This is a genomic window from Bradyrhizobium sp. SZCCHNR1043, assembly GCF_032489675.1.
Taxonomy (GTDB): domain Bacteria; phylum Pseudomonadota; class Alphaproteobacteria; order Rhizobiales; family Xanthobacteraceae; genus Bradyrhizobium.
This window is the reverse complement of sequence record NZ_JAUEYN010000012.1, coordinates 251796-265320: the sequence shown is the minus strand read 5'-3', so window position 1 is coordinate 265320 and position 13525 is coordinate 251796. Positions and strand designations below refer to the sequence as shown.

General features: G+C 65.7%; 15 protein-coding genes. 4 read left to right on the top strand and 11 right to left on the bottom strand.

The features are described from left to right. The first annotated feature begins 66 nt into the window (after positions 1-66). Complete coding sequence (locus QX039_RS22400; RefSeq protein WP_315736447.1) at positions 67-1491, top strand: homospermidine synthase; 1425 nt, start codon at positions 67-69, stop codon at positions 1489-1491. Between the two features lie 191 nt (positions 1492-1682). On the opposite strand, the gene QX039_RS22395 is transcribed toward QX039_RS22400, so the two are convergent. The 9 genes from QX039_RS22395 to QX039_RS22355 all read right to left on the bottom strand — a co-directional run bounded on the left by QX039_RS22395 (position 1683) and on the right by QX039_RS22355 (position 8261). Further along, on the bottom strand, positions 1683-2003 hold the full coding sequence (locus QX039_RS22395) for a hypothetical protein (protein WP_315736446.1): 321 nt from the start codon (positions 2001-2003) through the stop codon (positions 1683-1685). 85 nt (positions 2004-2088) lie between these two features. After that, the gene (locus tag QX039_RS22390) at positions 2089-3108 is read right to left on the bottom strand and encodes a WD40 repeat domain-containing protein (protein WP_315736445.1); all 1020 of its coding nucleotides are present in this window, start codon (positions 3106-3108) and stop codon (positions 2089-2091) included. Further along, positions 3108-4148: a CobW family GTP-binding protein gene (locus QX039_RS22385; protein ID WP_409998878.1), complete on the bottom strand. Its 1041-nt coding sequence runs from the start codon at positions 4146-4148 to the stop codon at positions 3108-3110. Before QX039_RS22385 ends, QX039_RS22390 begins: the two co-directional genes overlap by 1 nt. Positions 4149-4218: 70 nt before the next feature. Continuing rightward, positions 4219-5094 (bottom strand): metal ABC transporter substrate-binding protein, encoded by an 876-nt coding sequence (locus QX039_RS22380; RefSeq protein ID WP_315772378.1) that lies wholly within the window; start codon positions 5092-5094, stop codon positions 4219-4221. 11 nt (positions 5095-5105) lie between these two features. Further along, positions 5106-5978: a metal ABC transporter permease gene (locus QX039_RS22375; protein ID WP_409998128.1), complete on the bottom strand. Its 873-nt coding sequence runs from the start codon at positions 5976-5978 to the stop codon at positions 5106-5108. After that, positions 5975-6736, bottom strand: a complete 762-nt coding sequence (locus QX039_RS22370) for an ABC transporter ATP-binding protein (protein ID WP_315772377.1) — start codon at positions 6734-6736, stop codon at positions 5975-5977. Before QX039_RS22370 ends, QX039_RS22375 begins: the two co-directional genes overlap by 4 nt. Continuing rightward, positions 6736-6942, bottom strand: a complete 207-nt coding sequence (locus tag QX039_RS22365) for a hypothetical protein (RefSeq protein ID WP_315759471.1) — start codon at positions 6940-6942, stop codon at positions 6736-6738. The genes QX039_RS22370 and QX039_RS22365 overlap by 1 nt, the downstream gene beginning before the upstream one ends. A 159-nt stretch (positions 6943-7101) precedes the next feature. Further along, entirely contained in the window at positions 7102-7488 is a 387-nt protein-coding gene (gene crcB, locus QX039_RS22360; RefSeq protein WP_315772376.1) for a fluoride efflux transporter CrcB, read from the bottom strand. Positions 7489-7661: 173 nt separating this feature from the next. Beyond that, positions 7662-8261: a superoxide dismutase gene (locus QX039_RS22355; RefSeq protein WP_315772374.1), complete on the bottom strand. Its 600-nt coding sequence runs from the start codon at positions 8259-8261 to the stop codon at positions 7662-7664. Positions 8262-8366: 105 nt separating this feature from the next. Here QX039_RS22355 and QX039_RS22350 point away from each other — a divergent pair, with 105 nt between their 5' ends. Together QX039_RS22350 and QX039_RS22345 are read left to right on the top strand one after the other, a co-directional pair. Continuing rightward, positions 8367-8900, top strand: coding sequence for a GNAT family N-acetyltransferase (locus tag QX039_RS22350; RefSeq protein ID WP_315772373.1), 534 nt, complete (start codon positions 8367-8369; stop codon positions 8898-8900). Between the two features lie 1036 nt (positions 8901-9936). Then, positions 9937-10371 (top strand): DUF2147 domain-containing protein, encoded by a 435-nt coding sequence (locus QX039_RS22345; protein ID WP_315736438.1) that lies wholly within the window; start codon positions 9937-9939, stop codon positions 10369-10371. A gap of 7 nt (positions 10372-10378) precedes the next feature. Here the strand turns inward: QX039_RS22345 and QX039_RS22340 are convergent, their stop codons facing one another. Further along, positions 10379-11527 carry a DUF3095 domain-containing protein gene (locus QX039_RS22340; protein ID WP_315772371.1) on the bottom strand — a complete coding sequence of 383 codons (1149 nt, stop codon included), beginning with the start codon at positions 11525-11527 and terminating at the stop codon, positions 10379-10381. Positions 11528-11676: 149 nt separating this feature from the next. Here QX039_RS22340 and QX039_RS22335 point away from each other — a divergent pair, with 149 nt between their 5' ends. Next, positions 11677-12480: an RMD1 family protein gene (locus tag QX039_RS22335; RefSeq protein WP_315772369.1), complete on the top strand. Its 804-nt coding sequence runs from the start codon at positions 11677-11679 to the stop codon at positions 12478-12480. A gap of 213 nt (positions 12481-12693) precedes the next feature. Here the strand turns inward: QX039_RS22335 and QX039_RS22330 are convergent, their stop codons facing one another. Further along, on the bottom strand, positions 12694-13410 hold the full coding sequence (locus QX039_RS22330) for an MgtC/SapB family protein (RefSeq protein ID WP_315772367.1): 717 nt from the start codon (positions 13408-13410) through the stop codon (positions 12694-12696). Positions 13411-13525 lie beyond the last annotated feature (115 nt).

Below are 13525 nucleotides of genomic sequence, written 5' to 3'. Positions count from 1 at the left end.
CAGCGTCTGAAGGCGGCGCGCCGCCTGAATCCATCCATCCCACGCACCTTTCGCGGAGAACCATTCATGAGCTCGCAGATCCACGCGAAGATCACCGGCCCCATCGTGATGATTGGCTTCGGCTCGATCGGCAAGGGCACCCTGCCCCTGATCGAACGCCATTTCGACTACGACAAGAGCCGCTTCGTCATCATCGATCCGCATGACGACGGCGCGCTGGCGAAGAAGCATGGCGTCCGCTTCATCCAGCAGGGCGTGACCCGCGACAACTACCGCGATCTGCTGGTGCCGCTGCTCACCGAAGGCGGCGGCCAGGGCTTCTGCGTCAACCTGTCGGTCGACACCTCCTCGGTCGACCTCATGACGATGTGCCGGGAGATCGGTGCGCTCTACATCGACACCGTCGTCGAGCCGTGGGCCGGCTTCTATTTCGACAAGCAGATGGGAGTCGAGCAGCGCTCCAACTACGCGCTGCGCGAGACGCTGCTCGCCGCCCGGCGCAAGAACCCGGGCGGCACCACCGCCGTCTCCACCTGCGGCGCCAATCCCGGCATGGTCTCCTGGTTCGTCAAGCAGGCGCTGCTCGACATCGCCAAGGACACCAAGACCGAGATCGTCGAGCCGAAGAGCCGCGAGGGCTGGGCGCAGCTGATGCAGAAACTCGGCGTCAAGGGCGTCCACATCGCCGAGCGTGACACCCAGCGCTCCAGGAATCCGAAGCCGATGGACGTGTTCGTCAACACCTGGTCGGTCGAGGGCTTCGTCTCGGAGGGCATGCAGCCGGCCGAGCTCGGCTGGGGCACGCACGAGACATGGATGCCGGAGAACGGCCGCCGCCACACCGAGGGCTGCGGCGCCGCGATCTATCTGCTGCAGCCGGGCGCCAACACCCGCGTGCGCTCGTGGTGTCCGACGCCGGGCGCGCAATACGGCTTCCTGGTGACCCACAACGAGTCGATCTCGATCGCCGACTACTACACCGTGCGCGACGGCGACAAGGTCGTCTATCGCCCGACCTGCCACTACGCCTATCACCCGGCGAATGACGCCGTGCTGTCGCTGCACGAGATCTTCGGCGCCACCGGCAAGATGCAGGGGAAGTGGCACATCCTCGACGAGAACGAGATCGTCGACGGCATCGACGAGCTCGGCGTGCTGCTCTACGGCCACGGCAAGAACGCCTATTGGTACGGCTCGCAGCTCTCGATCGAGGAGACCCGCCGCATCGCGCCCTACCAGAACGCGACCGGCATGCAGGTCTCGTCAGCGGTGCTCGCCGGCATGGTGTGGGCGCTGGAAAACCCGACCGCCGGCATCGTCGAAGCCGACGAGATGGACTTCCGCCGCTGCCTCGAAATCCAGTCCCCCTATCTCGGCCCGGTGAAGGGCTACTACACCGACTGGACGCCGCTGAACGATCGCCCGGGCCTGTTCCCGGAGGATATCGACACGTCGGATCCGTGGCAGTTCCGCAACATCCTGGTGCGGTAAACCTCCACTATCGTCCCGGACAAGCCACGACGGCAACGCCGTCGTGGCGCCGACCCGGGACCCATACTCCCCGGCGGGTATGAGACGGGAGATGGAGCTAACAGCCTGCCTCGAACGACGTCCTGAGGTTATGGGTCCCGGCGTTCGCCGGGACGACAGCGGAATTTGTGGCCGCGTTTGGGCCTCTCCGGCTACTTCCGCTCCATCGTCGGCGCGATCTTCTCTGCCGGGGCTGGCGGCAGCGCCGGCTTCGCGCCTTCCTTTTGAGCTTCCACGTCAGGGCGCGCGGGCTCTGGCGCTGGCGTGGTCGGGCGGGTGCCGCCGGGCTTGGACTCGGCCGGTGTCGCTGACGGCTCAGGCGAGGCTGAGGGCGTCGCCTGCGCGATCTGGTCGAGATGATTGGCCTTGATCTCGGTCAGCGAGATGATGGCCACCAGCGCGCCCAGGCCGAGCAGGCTGCCTGCCAGCAGCAGGTCCCGGCGCAACGTCTGTTTGCTGTTGATCAAGGCCATGGCTTGTCATCCGCATCCTGTGATGTGCGGAACAACAATCCGAAGGCCGCGAGGTTCCCGATGGGGCCTGCGCCCCAGTGCCCCATCAGAGCCGCAGCAGGCCGGCCTCGCCGCTTTCGTCCGAGAATGCGAGCCACGTTCCCGCAGCATTCCAGCCCAGCGCCACGATCGGCGGCGTCTCGTTCCGCCGCACCAGGATCTCGGCGCCGTCCTGCATCCGCACCATCAGCACGGTGCCGTCCTCGTAGCCGCAGGCCAGGATGTCCTGCTTAGGATGGCAGGCGACCGCAGTGACCTTGGCCTTCATCGGCGCCAGCATTGCCGGCTCCTTGCCCATCGGGCCGTCCTTGCCGACGAACGGCCAGAGGATGACCATGTCGGCGCCGGAGGTCGCGAGAAAACGCCCGCCGCTGCCCCAGGACATCGACTTCACCCGCGACGGATAGCCGGTCATGCGCATGTGGCGGCTGTCGGCCAAGCGCCAGCCATGCAGCGCCGGCTCATGCATCGCGGTGACCAGGAACTTGTTGTCCGGGCTGAAAGTGACGGCGTGATGCGAGCCGGCCCATCCTAAAAATTCCGGCTCGCCCGCCATGTTGGGAAACCACAAGGTCGCGCCGTTGTAATGCGCGATCGCGAGCCGCAGGCCCTTCGGCGCAAACGCAAGTCCGCCCGCGGTCGACGGCACCTCGAGCGACTTCTCCTCGCCCTTGGGCTGACGCACGAACGCGGTCTTGCCGACCGACCAGGCGATCGCACCGTCCGGATGAAGCGCGACGTTGTCGATCCAGCGCCGCTTCGGATCGGTCACGAGCACACTGACGCTGCCCGCCTTGTCGAGCGAGGAAACCTTGCCGTCATCGCCGCCGATCACGATCCGCGATCCGTCCGACACCGCCGACAGGATGCCGCCGCCGGTGACATCCACCTTGCTGATCTCGCCGTCGCCGTCGACGACAGCGACGCTCTCCTCGGTGCCGACGAAGGCGGCACGATCGCCGAGATAGTGCACGGCCGTGACGGCCATGCCGAGCGAGACCGGCTTCACCTTGTCGGTGACGGACACGATCGATGCGGCCTCGCCGCCCTGGTCGAACGACGTCATCAGGTCACGATGCAGCGTTCGAAGCCTTCGCGGATGGCGTCTTCCGGCAGCTCGCGGCCGATGAAGACGACGCGGCTCTCGCGCGCCTCATCCGGCTTCCATTTCCGCTGATGATCGCCTTCGAGCATCATGTGCACGCCCTGGAAGACGTAGCGGTCGTCATCGTCCTGAAACGACAGGATGCCCTTGGAGCGCAGGATCTTGCCGCCCTCGGTCTGCACCAGGTTCTGCAGCCACGGCATGAACTTCGACGGATCGAGCGGCTTGTCGGAGCGCAGCGACAGCGACTGCATCTCCTCGTCGTGATAGTGCTTCAGGCCGTGATCGTGATGATGATGGTGATCATGGCCGTGGTCGTGATCATGGTGGTGATGATCGTGATCGTCGCCGGCTTCGAGGAATTGCGGCTCGATCTCCAGAATGCGGTCGAGATCGAACGCGCCGCGCTCCAGCACATCCGAGATCGCGATCTGGCAGCGCTCGGTGCGATGCAGCTTTGCGTAGGGGTTGATGGCGCGGATGCGCGCCTCGACCTCGGCGAGCTCCGGCTTGGTGACGAGATCGGTCTTGTTGAGCACGATGACGTCGGCAAACGCGATCTGGTTCTTGGCCTCGGGCGCGTCCTTGAGCCGGTCCGACAGCCACTTCGCGTCGGCCACCGTCACGACCGCGTCGAGCCGCGCGTTCTTCTGCACGTCCTCGTCGACGAAGAAGGTCTGCGCCACCGGCGCCGGATCGGCCAGCCCCGTGGTCTCGACGATGATGGCGTCGAACTTGCCCTTGCGCCGCATCAGGCCAGAGATGATGCGCACGAGATCGCCGCGCACGGTGCAGCAGATGCAGCCATTGTTCATCTCGAACACTTCCTCATCGGCGCCGACGATGAGGTCGTTATCGATGCCGATCTCGCCGAATTCGTTGACGATGACGGCGTATTTCTTGCCGTGGTCTTCCGAGAGGATGCGGTTCAGAAGCGTGGTCTTGCCGGCCCCGAGATAGCCGGTCAGGACCGTCACTGGTGTCTTGCTCGCGTCGGACATGCTCACTCCGAAAACCTCAGATCGCGTCGAAAATGGCTCAAAAGCGCACCGCCGCGAGGGCTCGAAAACCCTAACGGACCAGCGCGCTCGTCAGGGCCCTTATATTGTGCCTGACCATGGCAATGTAAGTGGGAACGGGGCCCTTTTCATCGCTCAGGGCGTCGGAATACAGCGTGCCGCCGATCTTCGCCCCGGTCTCGGCGGCGATCCGGCCGACCAGCCGGTCGTCGTTGAAATTCTCCAGGAAGACGGCCGGAATCCCCGCTTTTTTCACTTGGCGGATGATCTCGGCAACGTCGCGGGCCGACGGCTCGGTCTCGGTGGAGACGCCGAGCGGGGCGATGAACTGGATGCCATAGGCATCGGCGAAATAACCGAAGGCGTCATGGGTCGAGATCACCTTGCGCCGCTCGGCCGGGATCTTGTCGATCTCGGCGCGGACCTCGCGGTCGAGCGCATCGAGCTCGCCGAGATAGCGCTCCGCATTGGCCTTGAAGACCTCCGCGTCTGCGGGGGCGGCCGCGACCAGCGCATCGCGGATGTTCTTCACATAGGCCTTGGCATTGCCGACCGACTGCCAGGCATGCGGATCGGCATCCGAGCCGCGCTTGCGCGGGGTGATGCCCCGGGTGGCGACGACGATCGGCGCCTTGCTGCCGGAAGCCTGCTGCAGCCGCGGCAGCCAGCCCTCCAGCCCGAGGCCGTTGACGATCAGGAGCTGCGCGGCGCCGACATCCTTCGCATCATGCGGCGTCGGCGTGTAGACGTGCACGTCGCTGTCCGGCCCGACCAGCGAGGCGACATTGACCTTGTCGCCGCCGACCTGGCGGACGAAATCGGCGAGGATCGAGAAGCTGGTGACGACGTTCAGCCGGGTCTCGGCCGATGCGGGGACAATCAGAACAAGGCCGAAGAGCAGGCTCAGCGCGGACAGCAGGCGTTTCATGGGCATCGACTTCAAGCTTCGAGATGGCGTCCCGGAAACAGTTGCGGAAGCACGCCGCCCACGCGTCCGAACAGTACCGAGCCGAGATAGAGCAAGGACGCGACCAGGATGATCGCAGGCCCCGAGGGAATGCGGGTCTGGAACGACAGCACCAGACCGACATAGCCGGAGACGATCGCAGAGGCGACCGCGATGCAGATCATCGGCGTGACGTCGCGCGACCAGAACCGGGCGATCCCCGCCGGCAGGATCATCAGGCCGACCGCAAGCAAGGTGCCCAGCGCCTGGAATCCATTGACGAGATTGACCACGATCAGGCCGAGGAAGATCAGATGCGCCGGCGCACCGGCGCGGCTCACGGTGCGCAGGAACAAAGGATCGACGCTCTCCACCACCAGCGGGCGGTAGATCACGGCGAGCACGACGAGCGTGATGGTGGCGTTGGTCGCGACCATCAGCAGGGTCGGATCGTCCATCGCCAGGATGTTGCCGAACAGCACGTGCAAGAGATCGACGTTGGTGCCCTTGACCGAGACGATGGTGACGCCGATCGCGAGTGACGCCAGATAGAAGGTCGCGAGCGACGCGTCCTCCTTCAGCCCGGTCGAGCGCGACACGAGGCCCGATAGCAGCGCCACGGCGAAGCCGGCGATCAGGCCGCCGGTCGTCATCGCGAACAAATTGAGCCCCGACAGCAGGAAACCGATCGCCGCGCCGGGAAGAATCGCATGTGCCATGGCGTCGCCGACCAGGCTCATGCGCCTGAGCATCAGGAATACGCCGATCGGTCCGGAGCCGAGCGACAGCGCGATGACCGCGGCGAGCGCGCGGCGCATGAACTCGAAATCCGAGAACGGAGCGAACAGCACCTCGCGCAGCATCATGCCGCCTTGGAGGCTTGCGCGGGCACGCAGGGCGCGGCGGCATCGTCGAACGCCTCGCACATCCGACGCGCCTGCGACAGATTGTCGGCGGTCAGCACCTCCGCCGTCGGTCCCCAGGCCACGGCCTCGCGCGCCAGCAGCAGGGTCTGCGGGAAATGCGCGCGCACCATGTCCATGTCGTGCAGCGCCGCCAGCACGGTGCGCCGCTCGCCATGCCAGTGCTCGATCAGTTGCAACAGGTCGGCCGAGGTCTTCGTATCCATCGCATTGAACGGCTCGTCGAGCACGATCACCCGGGCATCCTGCAGCAGCACGCGCGCGAACAGCATGCGCTGCATCTGGCCGCCCGACAGCGTGCCGATGCCGCGCCCCTCGAAGCCGGTCAGCCCGACGGCTGCGATCGCCTGCGCGATCTTCTCGCGCGCGACCGCGCCGATGCCGCCGAACATGCCGGTGCTGCGCCACAGTCCGGTGCTGACGAAATCGAACACCGAGATCGGGAAGGAGCGGTCGATATCGGCAATCTGCGGCAGATAGGCGATCTCGCGCGGCTTTAGGCCGGCGGCCGTGATGGTACCGGCGAGCGGCTTGAGCAGGCCGACAAGGCCGCGGAACAGGGTCGACTTGCCGGCGCCGTTGGGACCGACCACGGCGAGCAGCGCGCCCGTCGCGACCTCACCGGTGAGGTGATGCACGGCGGGGTGGCGGTCGTAGCCCAGAGTCACGTCGCGGAATTGCAGCTGGACCATGGCCGTCATCACCGCATCGCCAGCCAGACGATCAGCCAGAGCACCGCGCTCGCCGCCAGCGCCGCGCCGAGCCGGGTGGTGACCGGCATGCGCAGGATCGACCACGGCGCCGGCTGCGCCGGATGCGGCGCCGCGGGACCGTGGCTGTGGGCATGGCTGTGGCCATGCCCGTGGGCATGGGAATGGCCGTGGCTATGGAGGGCAGGCTGCGTCATTTCGTCATGATGTTACATTATAACATCACCCCTGTCCACCGGCCGGCTGGGCGGTGTTTCTGAGGCCGAAGGTCATCGCCTCATCCGTCATTGCGAGCGCAGCGCGCTGCGCTCGCAATGACGGATGAGAGATCATGCCTCGCTCTGCCCGCCGATCCGTCAGCTCAGATACCGCATCAGAGCGAGGCCGCCGAACAGGCCGGCGATGGAGATGCCGACCGAGCCGAGCACATACAGTGCGGCCAGCCCAAGCGCGCCGCGCTCATAGAGCAGCGCGGTGTCGAGCGAGAACGCCGAGAACGTGGTGTAGCCGCCGAGGATGCCGGTCATCAGGAACAGCCGCCAATGCTGGGTCGCTTCGCCCTTGAAGGCGAGGTAGCCGGCGATCAGGCCCATCACGGTGGAGCCGGTGATATTGATGATGAAGGTGCCGTACGGGAAGTCCGTCCCGAATGCCCTGGCGCTGGCCATGTTGATCGCGTGCCGTAGCGAGGCGCCGCAGCCGCCGCCGAAGAAGACGAGAAAATATCCGACCAGCTGATTCACGGGACCTTACCTGCAGACCGCATCGAGAGAAGGGATGCCCTGCCCTCGTCGCGAATGGAGCAAAACTTTTGCCGCAAGGGCGCCGCTCTTGCAAGGATCGCCCTCGTCAAAAGCCCTTGCCATGAAAAAGGGCGGCGAGCCGAAGCCGCCGCCCGCACCTCGCATGCGAGGAATCAGATCGCCTTGCCGTAGAGCTCGTCGACGTAGTCCCAGTTGATCAGGTTCTCGACGAACGCCTTCAGATAGTCGGGACGGCGGTTGCGATAGTCGATGTAGTAGGAGTGCTCCCAGACGTCGCAGCCGAGGATCGGGGTCGCGCCATGCACCAGCGGGTTCTCGCCGTTCGGAGTCTTGGAGATTTCGAGCTTGCCGTTCTTGACCGAGAGCCAGCACCAGCCGGAGCCGAACTGGCCGACGCCGGCGGCGGCGAAGTCGGCCTTGAACTTCTCGAAGCCGCCGAGATCCTCCTCGATCTTCTTCTCGAGCCGGCCGGGCAGCTTGGAGCCGCCGCCGTTCGGCTTCATCCAGGACCAGAAATGGATGTGGTTGAAATGCTGGCCGGCATTGTTGAACACGGCGGGGTTCTTGCCGAACGAGCCCTTGACGATCTCCTCGAGGGACTTGCCTTCGAATTCGGTCCCCTTGATCGCATTGTTGCCGTTGGTCACATAGGCCTGATGATGCTTGTCGTGATGGTACTCGAGCGTCTCCTTGGACATGTAGGGTCCGAGGGCTTCATAGGCGTAAGGCAGGGGGGGAAGCGTAAAGGTCATGGGGGCGGTTCCGCAACTTGTGGAAGACGGGATTTAACGGGACCTTCTTATAGAAGGTTCCGACACCGTAAAACACCGTGAATTTGGAAAAAGCGAGCCGCTTTGATGAGCATCGAGATCGACATATTGAATGGTGACGCCGCCTGGCCGCTGGTCAAGCCGCTTTACGACGCGGTTTGGCCGCCGGAGGTGGTCGTCGGATTACCGTGGGCAGGTATCACATTTGCGCATGCCGACCTGCGGGTGCTGGTACAGGACGAGAGCGGCGAGGTGCTCTGCCATGTCGGCATCTATCGCCGACTCGTGAAATGGAACGGTCAGAACGTCAATGTCGGCGGCATCGGCGGCGTTTTGACGCGCGCCGACATGCGCAACCGCGGTCTCGCCACGGTGGGACTGAACGCGGCGATCCAGACTCTGCGGCACGAGGACTCGATCAACTACGCCGTCCTGTTCTGTGCGGCGGATCGCATCCCCTTCTATACGGCACGCGGCTTCATTCCGTTCGACGGCGACGTCTACGCCGAGCAGCCCGAGCAGGGCCGCATCCGCTTCGACACGCTGTCTGCGCTCGTGCACGACGTCAAGCGCACCGCGCCGACGCGCGGCACCATCGACCTCTGCGGCCTGCCGTGGTGAGGCCGCTCTCCCCTGTCGTCCCGGACAAGCGCGCGGCACGCGCGCGCAGATCCGGGACCCATACCCGCAGGGAGATGTTTGAGGCACGCTGGTCATTGGCGCTTTGCCCATGATGTCCGCTGCGGAGTATGGGTCCCGGCTCAAGGCCGGGACGACAGCGGAGCACATGGCAGTCTTCCGAAAAAAATAATCCTATTGCGCTTTTTAAGAAATCATGATTGTATCCCGGCATCCCGCCTCACCGCAGAGGGGCGTTGCGCGCGATCGTCACGACACGCGAGGTGGGGATGCGATGGCCGCGTTGCTGCCGCAGCATGCTTATCGGCGTGCGGACGAACGGCAGCTTGCGGACGTGAAGTCGCAGCGTCCTGATACCCCGATGCTGGTATCAACCTGGCGCAATGCGAACGCATTGCGCTGGGGATGGTGGCCAACAAGCCCGGCGCACCAGGGAGACTGCGTATAAGCGTGAAGACCGTCGCGCAGGGAATGCCGGAGTGTTCGGCTTTGCCTGTGGTACCTGCCGCCTGCATTTTTTCAGCAGGCGGGCCATGGGTGAGGCCTTCACCCGGCATTCCCTGCGCCCTCTGCATTTTTGCAGGGGCCACGATGATCGCAGACCTCGGGCGTGAAGGGCCGCGAGACTGCAAAGCTATGTCCATCGCTGTTTGAACCGTGAAACCGCCTCACCCGCCGTCGTCGTCCCGGACAAGCCGTGACGCGCGCCAGCGCAGCATGGCGCCGATCCGGGACCCATACGCCGCGGCGGACGTGAGATGCGAAAAGCCAATGGCCGGCGTGCCTCAAACCGCTCCCTGGGGGTATGGGTCCCGCTCAAGGGCCGGGACGACAGCGGAGTTTGTTGCGGCAGTCAAAACCATTTCCCGGCACATGCCATGAGACAATCGAACAACGGATTGAGACGGCCCGTCGGCAATGCACCTGATCGTGATGATCATGCCTTGGACAACCGCACCTCGACGATTGCAACTGCGCCGTTTGCTGTTATGGAAACGCGGCTTCAACGGGGGGTAAGATGATTTGGAAATTGCGTTTGGCTGGTCTTGCGCTGGCGACCGTCGTGATGGCGCAGCCCGCTTTGGCCGCCGATGATCCGACCGGCACCTGGCTGACCCAGGCGGGCGACGCCAGGATCAAGGTCGCCAAATGCGGCGCCAATCTCTGCGGCACCGTCGTGTGGCTGAAGGAGCCGATGGACACCGACACCGGCAAGCCGGCCGTCGACAACAAGAATCCGAATCGCTCGCTGGCCAACCGCCCGATCATCGGGCTGCAACTGTTCGAAGGCGTTCACCCGGAGGGGCCGAACAAATGGTCCGGCAAGATCTACAACGCCGATGACGGCCAGAGCTACACCAGCCACATCTCCGTTTCCGGCCCGGATACGCTGAAGGTGGAAGGCTGCGTCGGATCGCTCTGCGGCGGCGAGACCTGGACCCGTTCCCGCTGATCCGCGCTCAGGCGACCGCGGCTTTCAACGCGGTCGCAGCCGACGCGTAGCCGCCTCGTGCGCCGTCGATGAAGTGGACGTGATCGGGCCGGATCGCGGACGGCGTGAAGCAGGTCATCATCGCGGCATCCTGCCGATGCAGCCCGTAGCGGACGATGCCGCGCGAGGCCGCCGCGCCGAGCCGGCGCTCCAGCTCCTGCGCGAGCTCGTCGGTGCAGTCGAGGATCATGCGCAGCGCATCGTCATATTTGCGGAAGTCGGAATTCTCGACCACCTGCTGCTTGTAGAGATCCGGCACGAAGCCGCCGATGCTGATGTTGAACCGCATCACGGCATAGACGAACAGCGTACGTCCGAGCACGCGGGCCCAGCGCGAAAACAGCGGCCCGCGCGCGGCGCGGACCTCGTAGCCAAATCCCTGCGGCGGCCATCGCAACGCCGGCGCACCGGCTGGCACCGGCCGCCCGGCATCGGGGCTGCGCTCGGTGAGCGTGATGATCTCCTCGATCACCTTGCGATAGGCCTGCGCATCCGCGCCCGGGGCCGGCAGCACCAGCACCGACAGAATGACCCCACGCGCCGCCGGAATCTCCTCGAAGCGGCACGAGAGTCCGGACAGATCGGGCTGCGCACCGGACGGCGCCGGGGGAATCGCGAACTCGCCCCGCTTCATCGCGGCCTCGGCCCAGCCCAATCCGCCGCCCGCGAACATCGCGTAGGACAGATTGGCCGATGGACCGTAGCGCGCCACGCGGACGTCGAGCCCCTGCGCGCGGATGGCCGTCACGGGGACCAGCGCGACGCGCATCGCGAGAGCGAGATCCTCCCTGACCCAGGTCGCGGTGGAGGCGAGGGCCTCGCGCGCGGCCGCTTCGTCATCCGGGCTGACGGCGAAGCTGGCGCCGTCACCGCCGAACACGAACGGGAATTCGCGCCCCTCCAAGGCATTGGTGACTGCGGCGATGACCGCCGCCCCGGCCATGTTGACCGCCTTGTAGCGCTTGTCGGCGATCGCCTTGGTCGACTCGACGATGTCGGCCGTGCCGATCAGCCAATCATCCGGCACCGGCTGGTAGAGCTGCGGCTCCATCAGGCGCGCAAAGCCGCGAAACACCGGAATCGAGGCATAGTAGTCCGCAGCGCTGGTCTTCGACATCGAGAGGCATCCGTCCGGGGTGCGCGTCCAATGAGGAGCTACGTTCATTCCTGTCAAGCGGGTTCACGCAACGATATTCGGCAGCGGACGTGTCGCCAGGCTTGCGCCGCGTTATCGTTCTGTCGGGTTCGACGTGCTAGCCTTTCGCCATGATGGCCGACAGCTCCCCCGTTCCACAACTCGCCGCCCGCGCGCTCCAGATCGCGGACCGCATCAATACCGCCGGCTTCGAAGGCCAGGTGCTGTCGGCGACGCCGCTTGCGGTCCGCATCGGCGAGACGGGAGTCGCCGTGGTCTTCCGCTACGGCGTCGTCGTCTTCATCGGCCTGTCGGTGGCCGAGGAGATCAACTTCCTCGACCGGCTGAGCGCGCGGCTGTTCGGCCCGATCGCGCCGCACGAGGAAGAGACGGCCAGGGTCCAGGTCGCGCGCGAATCCGACGAGCCGATCCCGGTCGGCGGCCCGGTCCTGGTCAAGGAATTGTCGCTGGAGCGACTGCTCATCGTCGCCGATGCGCTGGCGAAAAGCGTCGTGCTCGGCCGCAGCGAGCGCGAGATCGCCAACGTGTTCGACACCATCGAGCCGTTCGCGCGCGAATTGGCTATGCTGGGGCGAACCTCGAAGAGCCGGGTAGCGATGCTCAAGCTGCTCGGCGAGGCGCTGCTGGTGCAGCACCGGGTCTCCGGCCGCGTGGCGGTCGGCGAGAAGCCGGACGTGTTGTGGGACCGGCCCGATCTGGAGCGGCTCTATGCGCGGCTCGAGGACGAGTATGAGCTGAAGGAGCGGGAGGAAACCCTCAACCGCAAGCTCGCGGTGATCGCCGAGACGGCGACCACGCTCGCCGACATCATCGACACCAAGCGCTCGCTGCGGCTCGAGGTGATCGTCGTCATCCTGATTGCCAGCGAGATCGTGCTCGGCTTCTACGAGATCTTCGCCCGCGGCGGGCACTGACGATGGAGCTGCCGCACGCCGGGCGACCGAGGGCGTTGCATTCAGCGATGGTTCAGGCGCGACATGGAACTTTCGCATGGGCGCGATGAGCGATGCGGGGGATGTCGAACCATGACGTGGGTGGGGAGCTTGCGACGACCGCCGGCGGCAGGCAGCCACGAGGTGTGGCGAGCGCCCCGCCGCCGGTGCGGCGATGCTGGTCGGCCAATGCCGTCACACCAGCGCTCTGACGTTCCAGGTCGCATGACGGACCCCGGCGAGCTTCGCCAGCTCGGACACGACGCGGTCGAGATCGACCGTATCGACCGCGAGCGGCACCAGCGTCGCGACGATCTCGACGATGTCCTCCGACCGATAGACGACCTCGGTCTCCCGCACCGGGTATTTGGCCGCCTCCAGCCGCTCGTCGAGCGCCTCGCGCAGCTCGGCGGCGCGCAGCCCGTCGGTGGTCAGGACGATCTCGTAGTGCGCCTCCGAGGTCTGCGCATTGAGCGGGATGCGATCGATCGCGTTGACCAGCGGCCGCAGCAGCGTGTTGCCGGCCAGCACGAACACGGTCAGCGCCACCGATTGCGCGATCAGGTCGGCGCCGGCGCAGGCGCCGACCGCGGCGGACGCCCACAGCGTCGCGGCGGTGTTGAGCCCGCGGACGTTCATACCCTCCTTCATGATCGTGCCGGCGCCGAGGAAGCCGATCCCCGACACCACATAGGCGATGATCCGCACCGCGCCGTCGGCGCCGGTGAGGCGGTTGCCGAGGTCGACGAAGGCGGCCGCGCCGACGGCCACCAGCACATTGGTGCGCAGCCCGGCGCTGCGCTGCCGGTATTGCCGCTCGGCGCCGATCAGCGTCCCCAGCACGAAAGCTGCGAACAGGCTGACGAGCGTGTCGAGGAAATCATAGACCTGGAAGGTGTGGAGGAATCGCATGGGCTTGCCGACTGTCTGCGGTATTGTGCTCCGTGGCCCGCCTGGCGGCAGCGACACGCGTGGCATCCGGCGGCGGAACCGCCGCGAGAAGCCGCTTTCTTAGGACGTCCTTGAT

Excerpts from the sequence above, each read along its gene's own strand:
- QX039_RS22375 (WP_409998128.1), bottom strand. The coding sequence starts at position 5,978 with ATGATGCTGCGCGAGGTGCTGTTCGCTCCGTTCTCGGATTTCGAGTTC.
- QX039_RS22400 (WP_315736447.1), top strand. The coding sequence starts at position 67 with ATGAGCTCGCAGATCCACGCGAAGATCACCGGCCCCATCGTGATGATT.
- QX039_RS22330 (WP_315772367.1), bottom strand. The coding sequence starts at position 13,410 with ATGCGATTCCTCCACACCTTCCAGGTCTATGATTTCCTCGACACGCTC.
- QX039_RS22395 (WP_315736446.1), bottom strand. The coding sequence starts at position 2,003 with ATGGCCTTGATCAACAGCAAACAGACGTTGCGCCGGGACCTGCTGCTG.
- QX039_RS22345 (WP_315736438.1), top strand. The coding sequence starts at position 9,937 with ATGATTTGGAAATTGCGTTTGGCTGGTCTTGCGCTGGCGACCGTCGTG.
- QX039_RS22355 (WP_315772374.1), bottom strand. The coding sequence starts at position 8,261 with ATGACCTTTACGCTTCCCCCCCTGCCTTACGCCTATGAAGCCCTCGGA.
- QX039_RS22365 (WP_315759471.1), bottom strand. The coding sequence starts at position 6,942 with ATGACGCAGCCTGCCCTCCATAGCCACGGCCATTCCCATGCCCACGGG.
- QX039_RS22335 (WP_315772369.1), top strand. The coding sequence starts at position 11,677 with ATGATGGCCGACAGCTCCCCCGTTCCACAACTCGCCGCCCGCGCGCTC.
- QX039_RS22340 (WP_315772371.1), bottom strand. The coding sequence starts at position 11,527 with ATGTCGAAGACCAGCGCTGCGGACTACTATGCCTCGATTCCGGTGTTT.
- QX039_RS22350 (WP_315772373.1), top strand. The coding sequence starts at position 8,367 with ATGAGCATCGAGATCGACATATTGAATGGTGACGCCGCCTGGCCGCTG.
- QX039_RS22370 (WP_315772377.1), bottom strand. The coding sequence starts at position 6,736 with ATGACGGCCATGGTCCAGCTGCAATTCCGCGACGTGACTCTGGGCTAC.
- QX039_RS22390 (WP_315736445.1), bottom strand. The coding sequence starts at position 3,108 with ATGACGTCGTTCGACCAGGGCGGCGAGGCCGCATCGATCGTGTCCGTC.
- QX039_RS22380 (WP_315772378.1), bottom strand. The coding sequence starts at position 5,094 with ATGAAACGCCTGCTGTCCGCGCTGAGCCTGCTCTTCGGCCTTGTTCTG.
- QX039_RS22385 (WP_409998878.1), bottom strand. The coding sequence starts at position 4,148 with ATGTCCGACGCGAGCAAGACACCAGTGACGGTCCTGACCGGCTATCTC.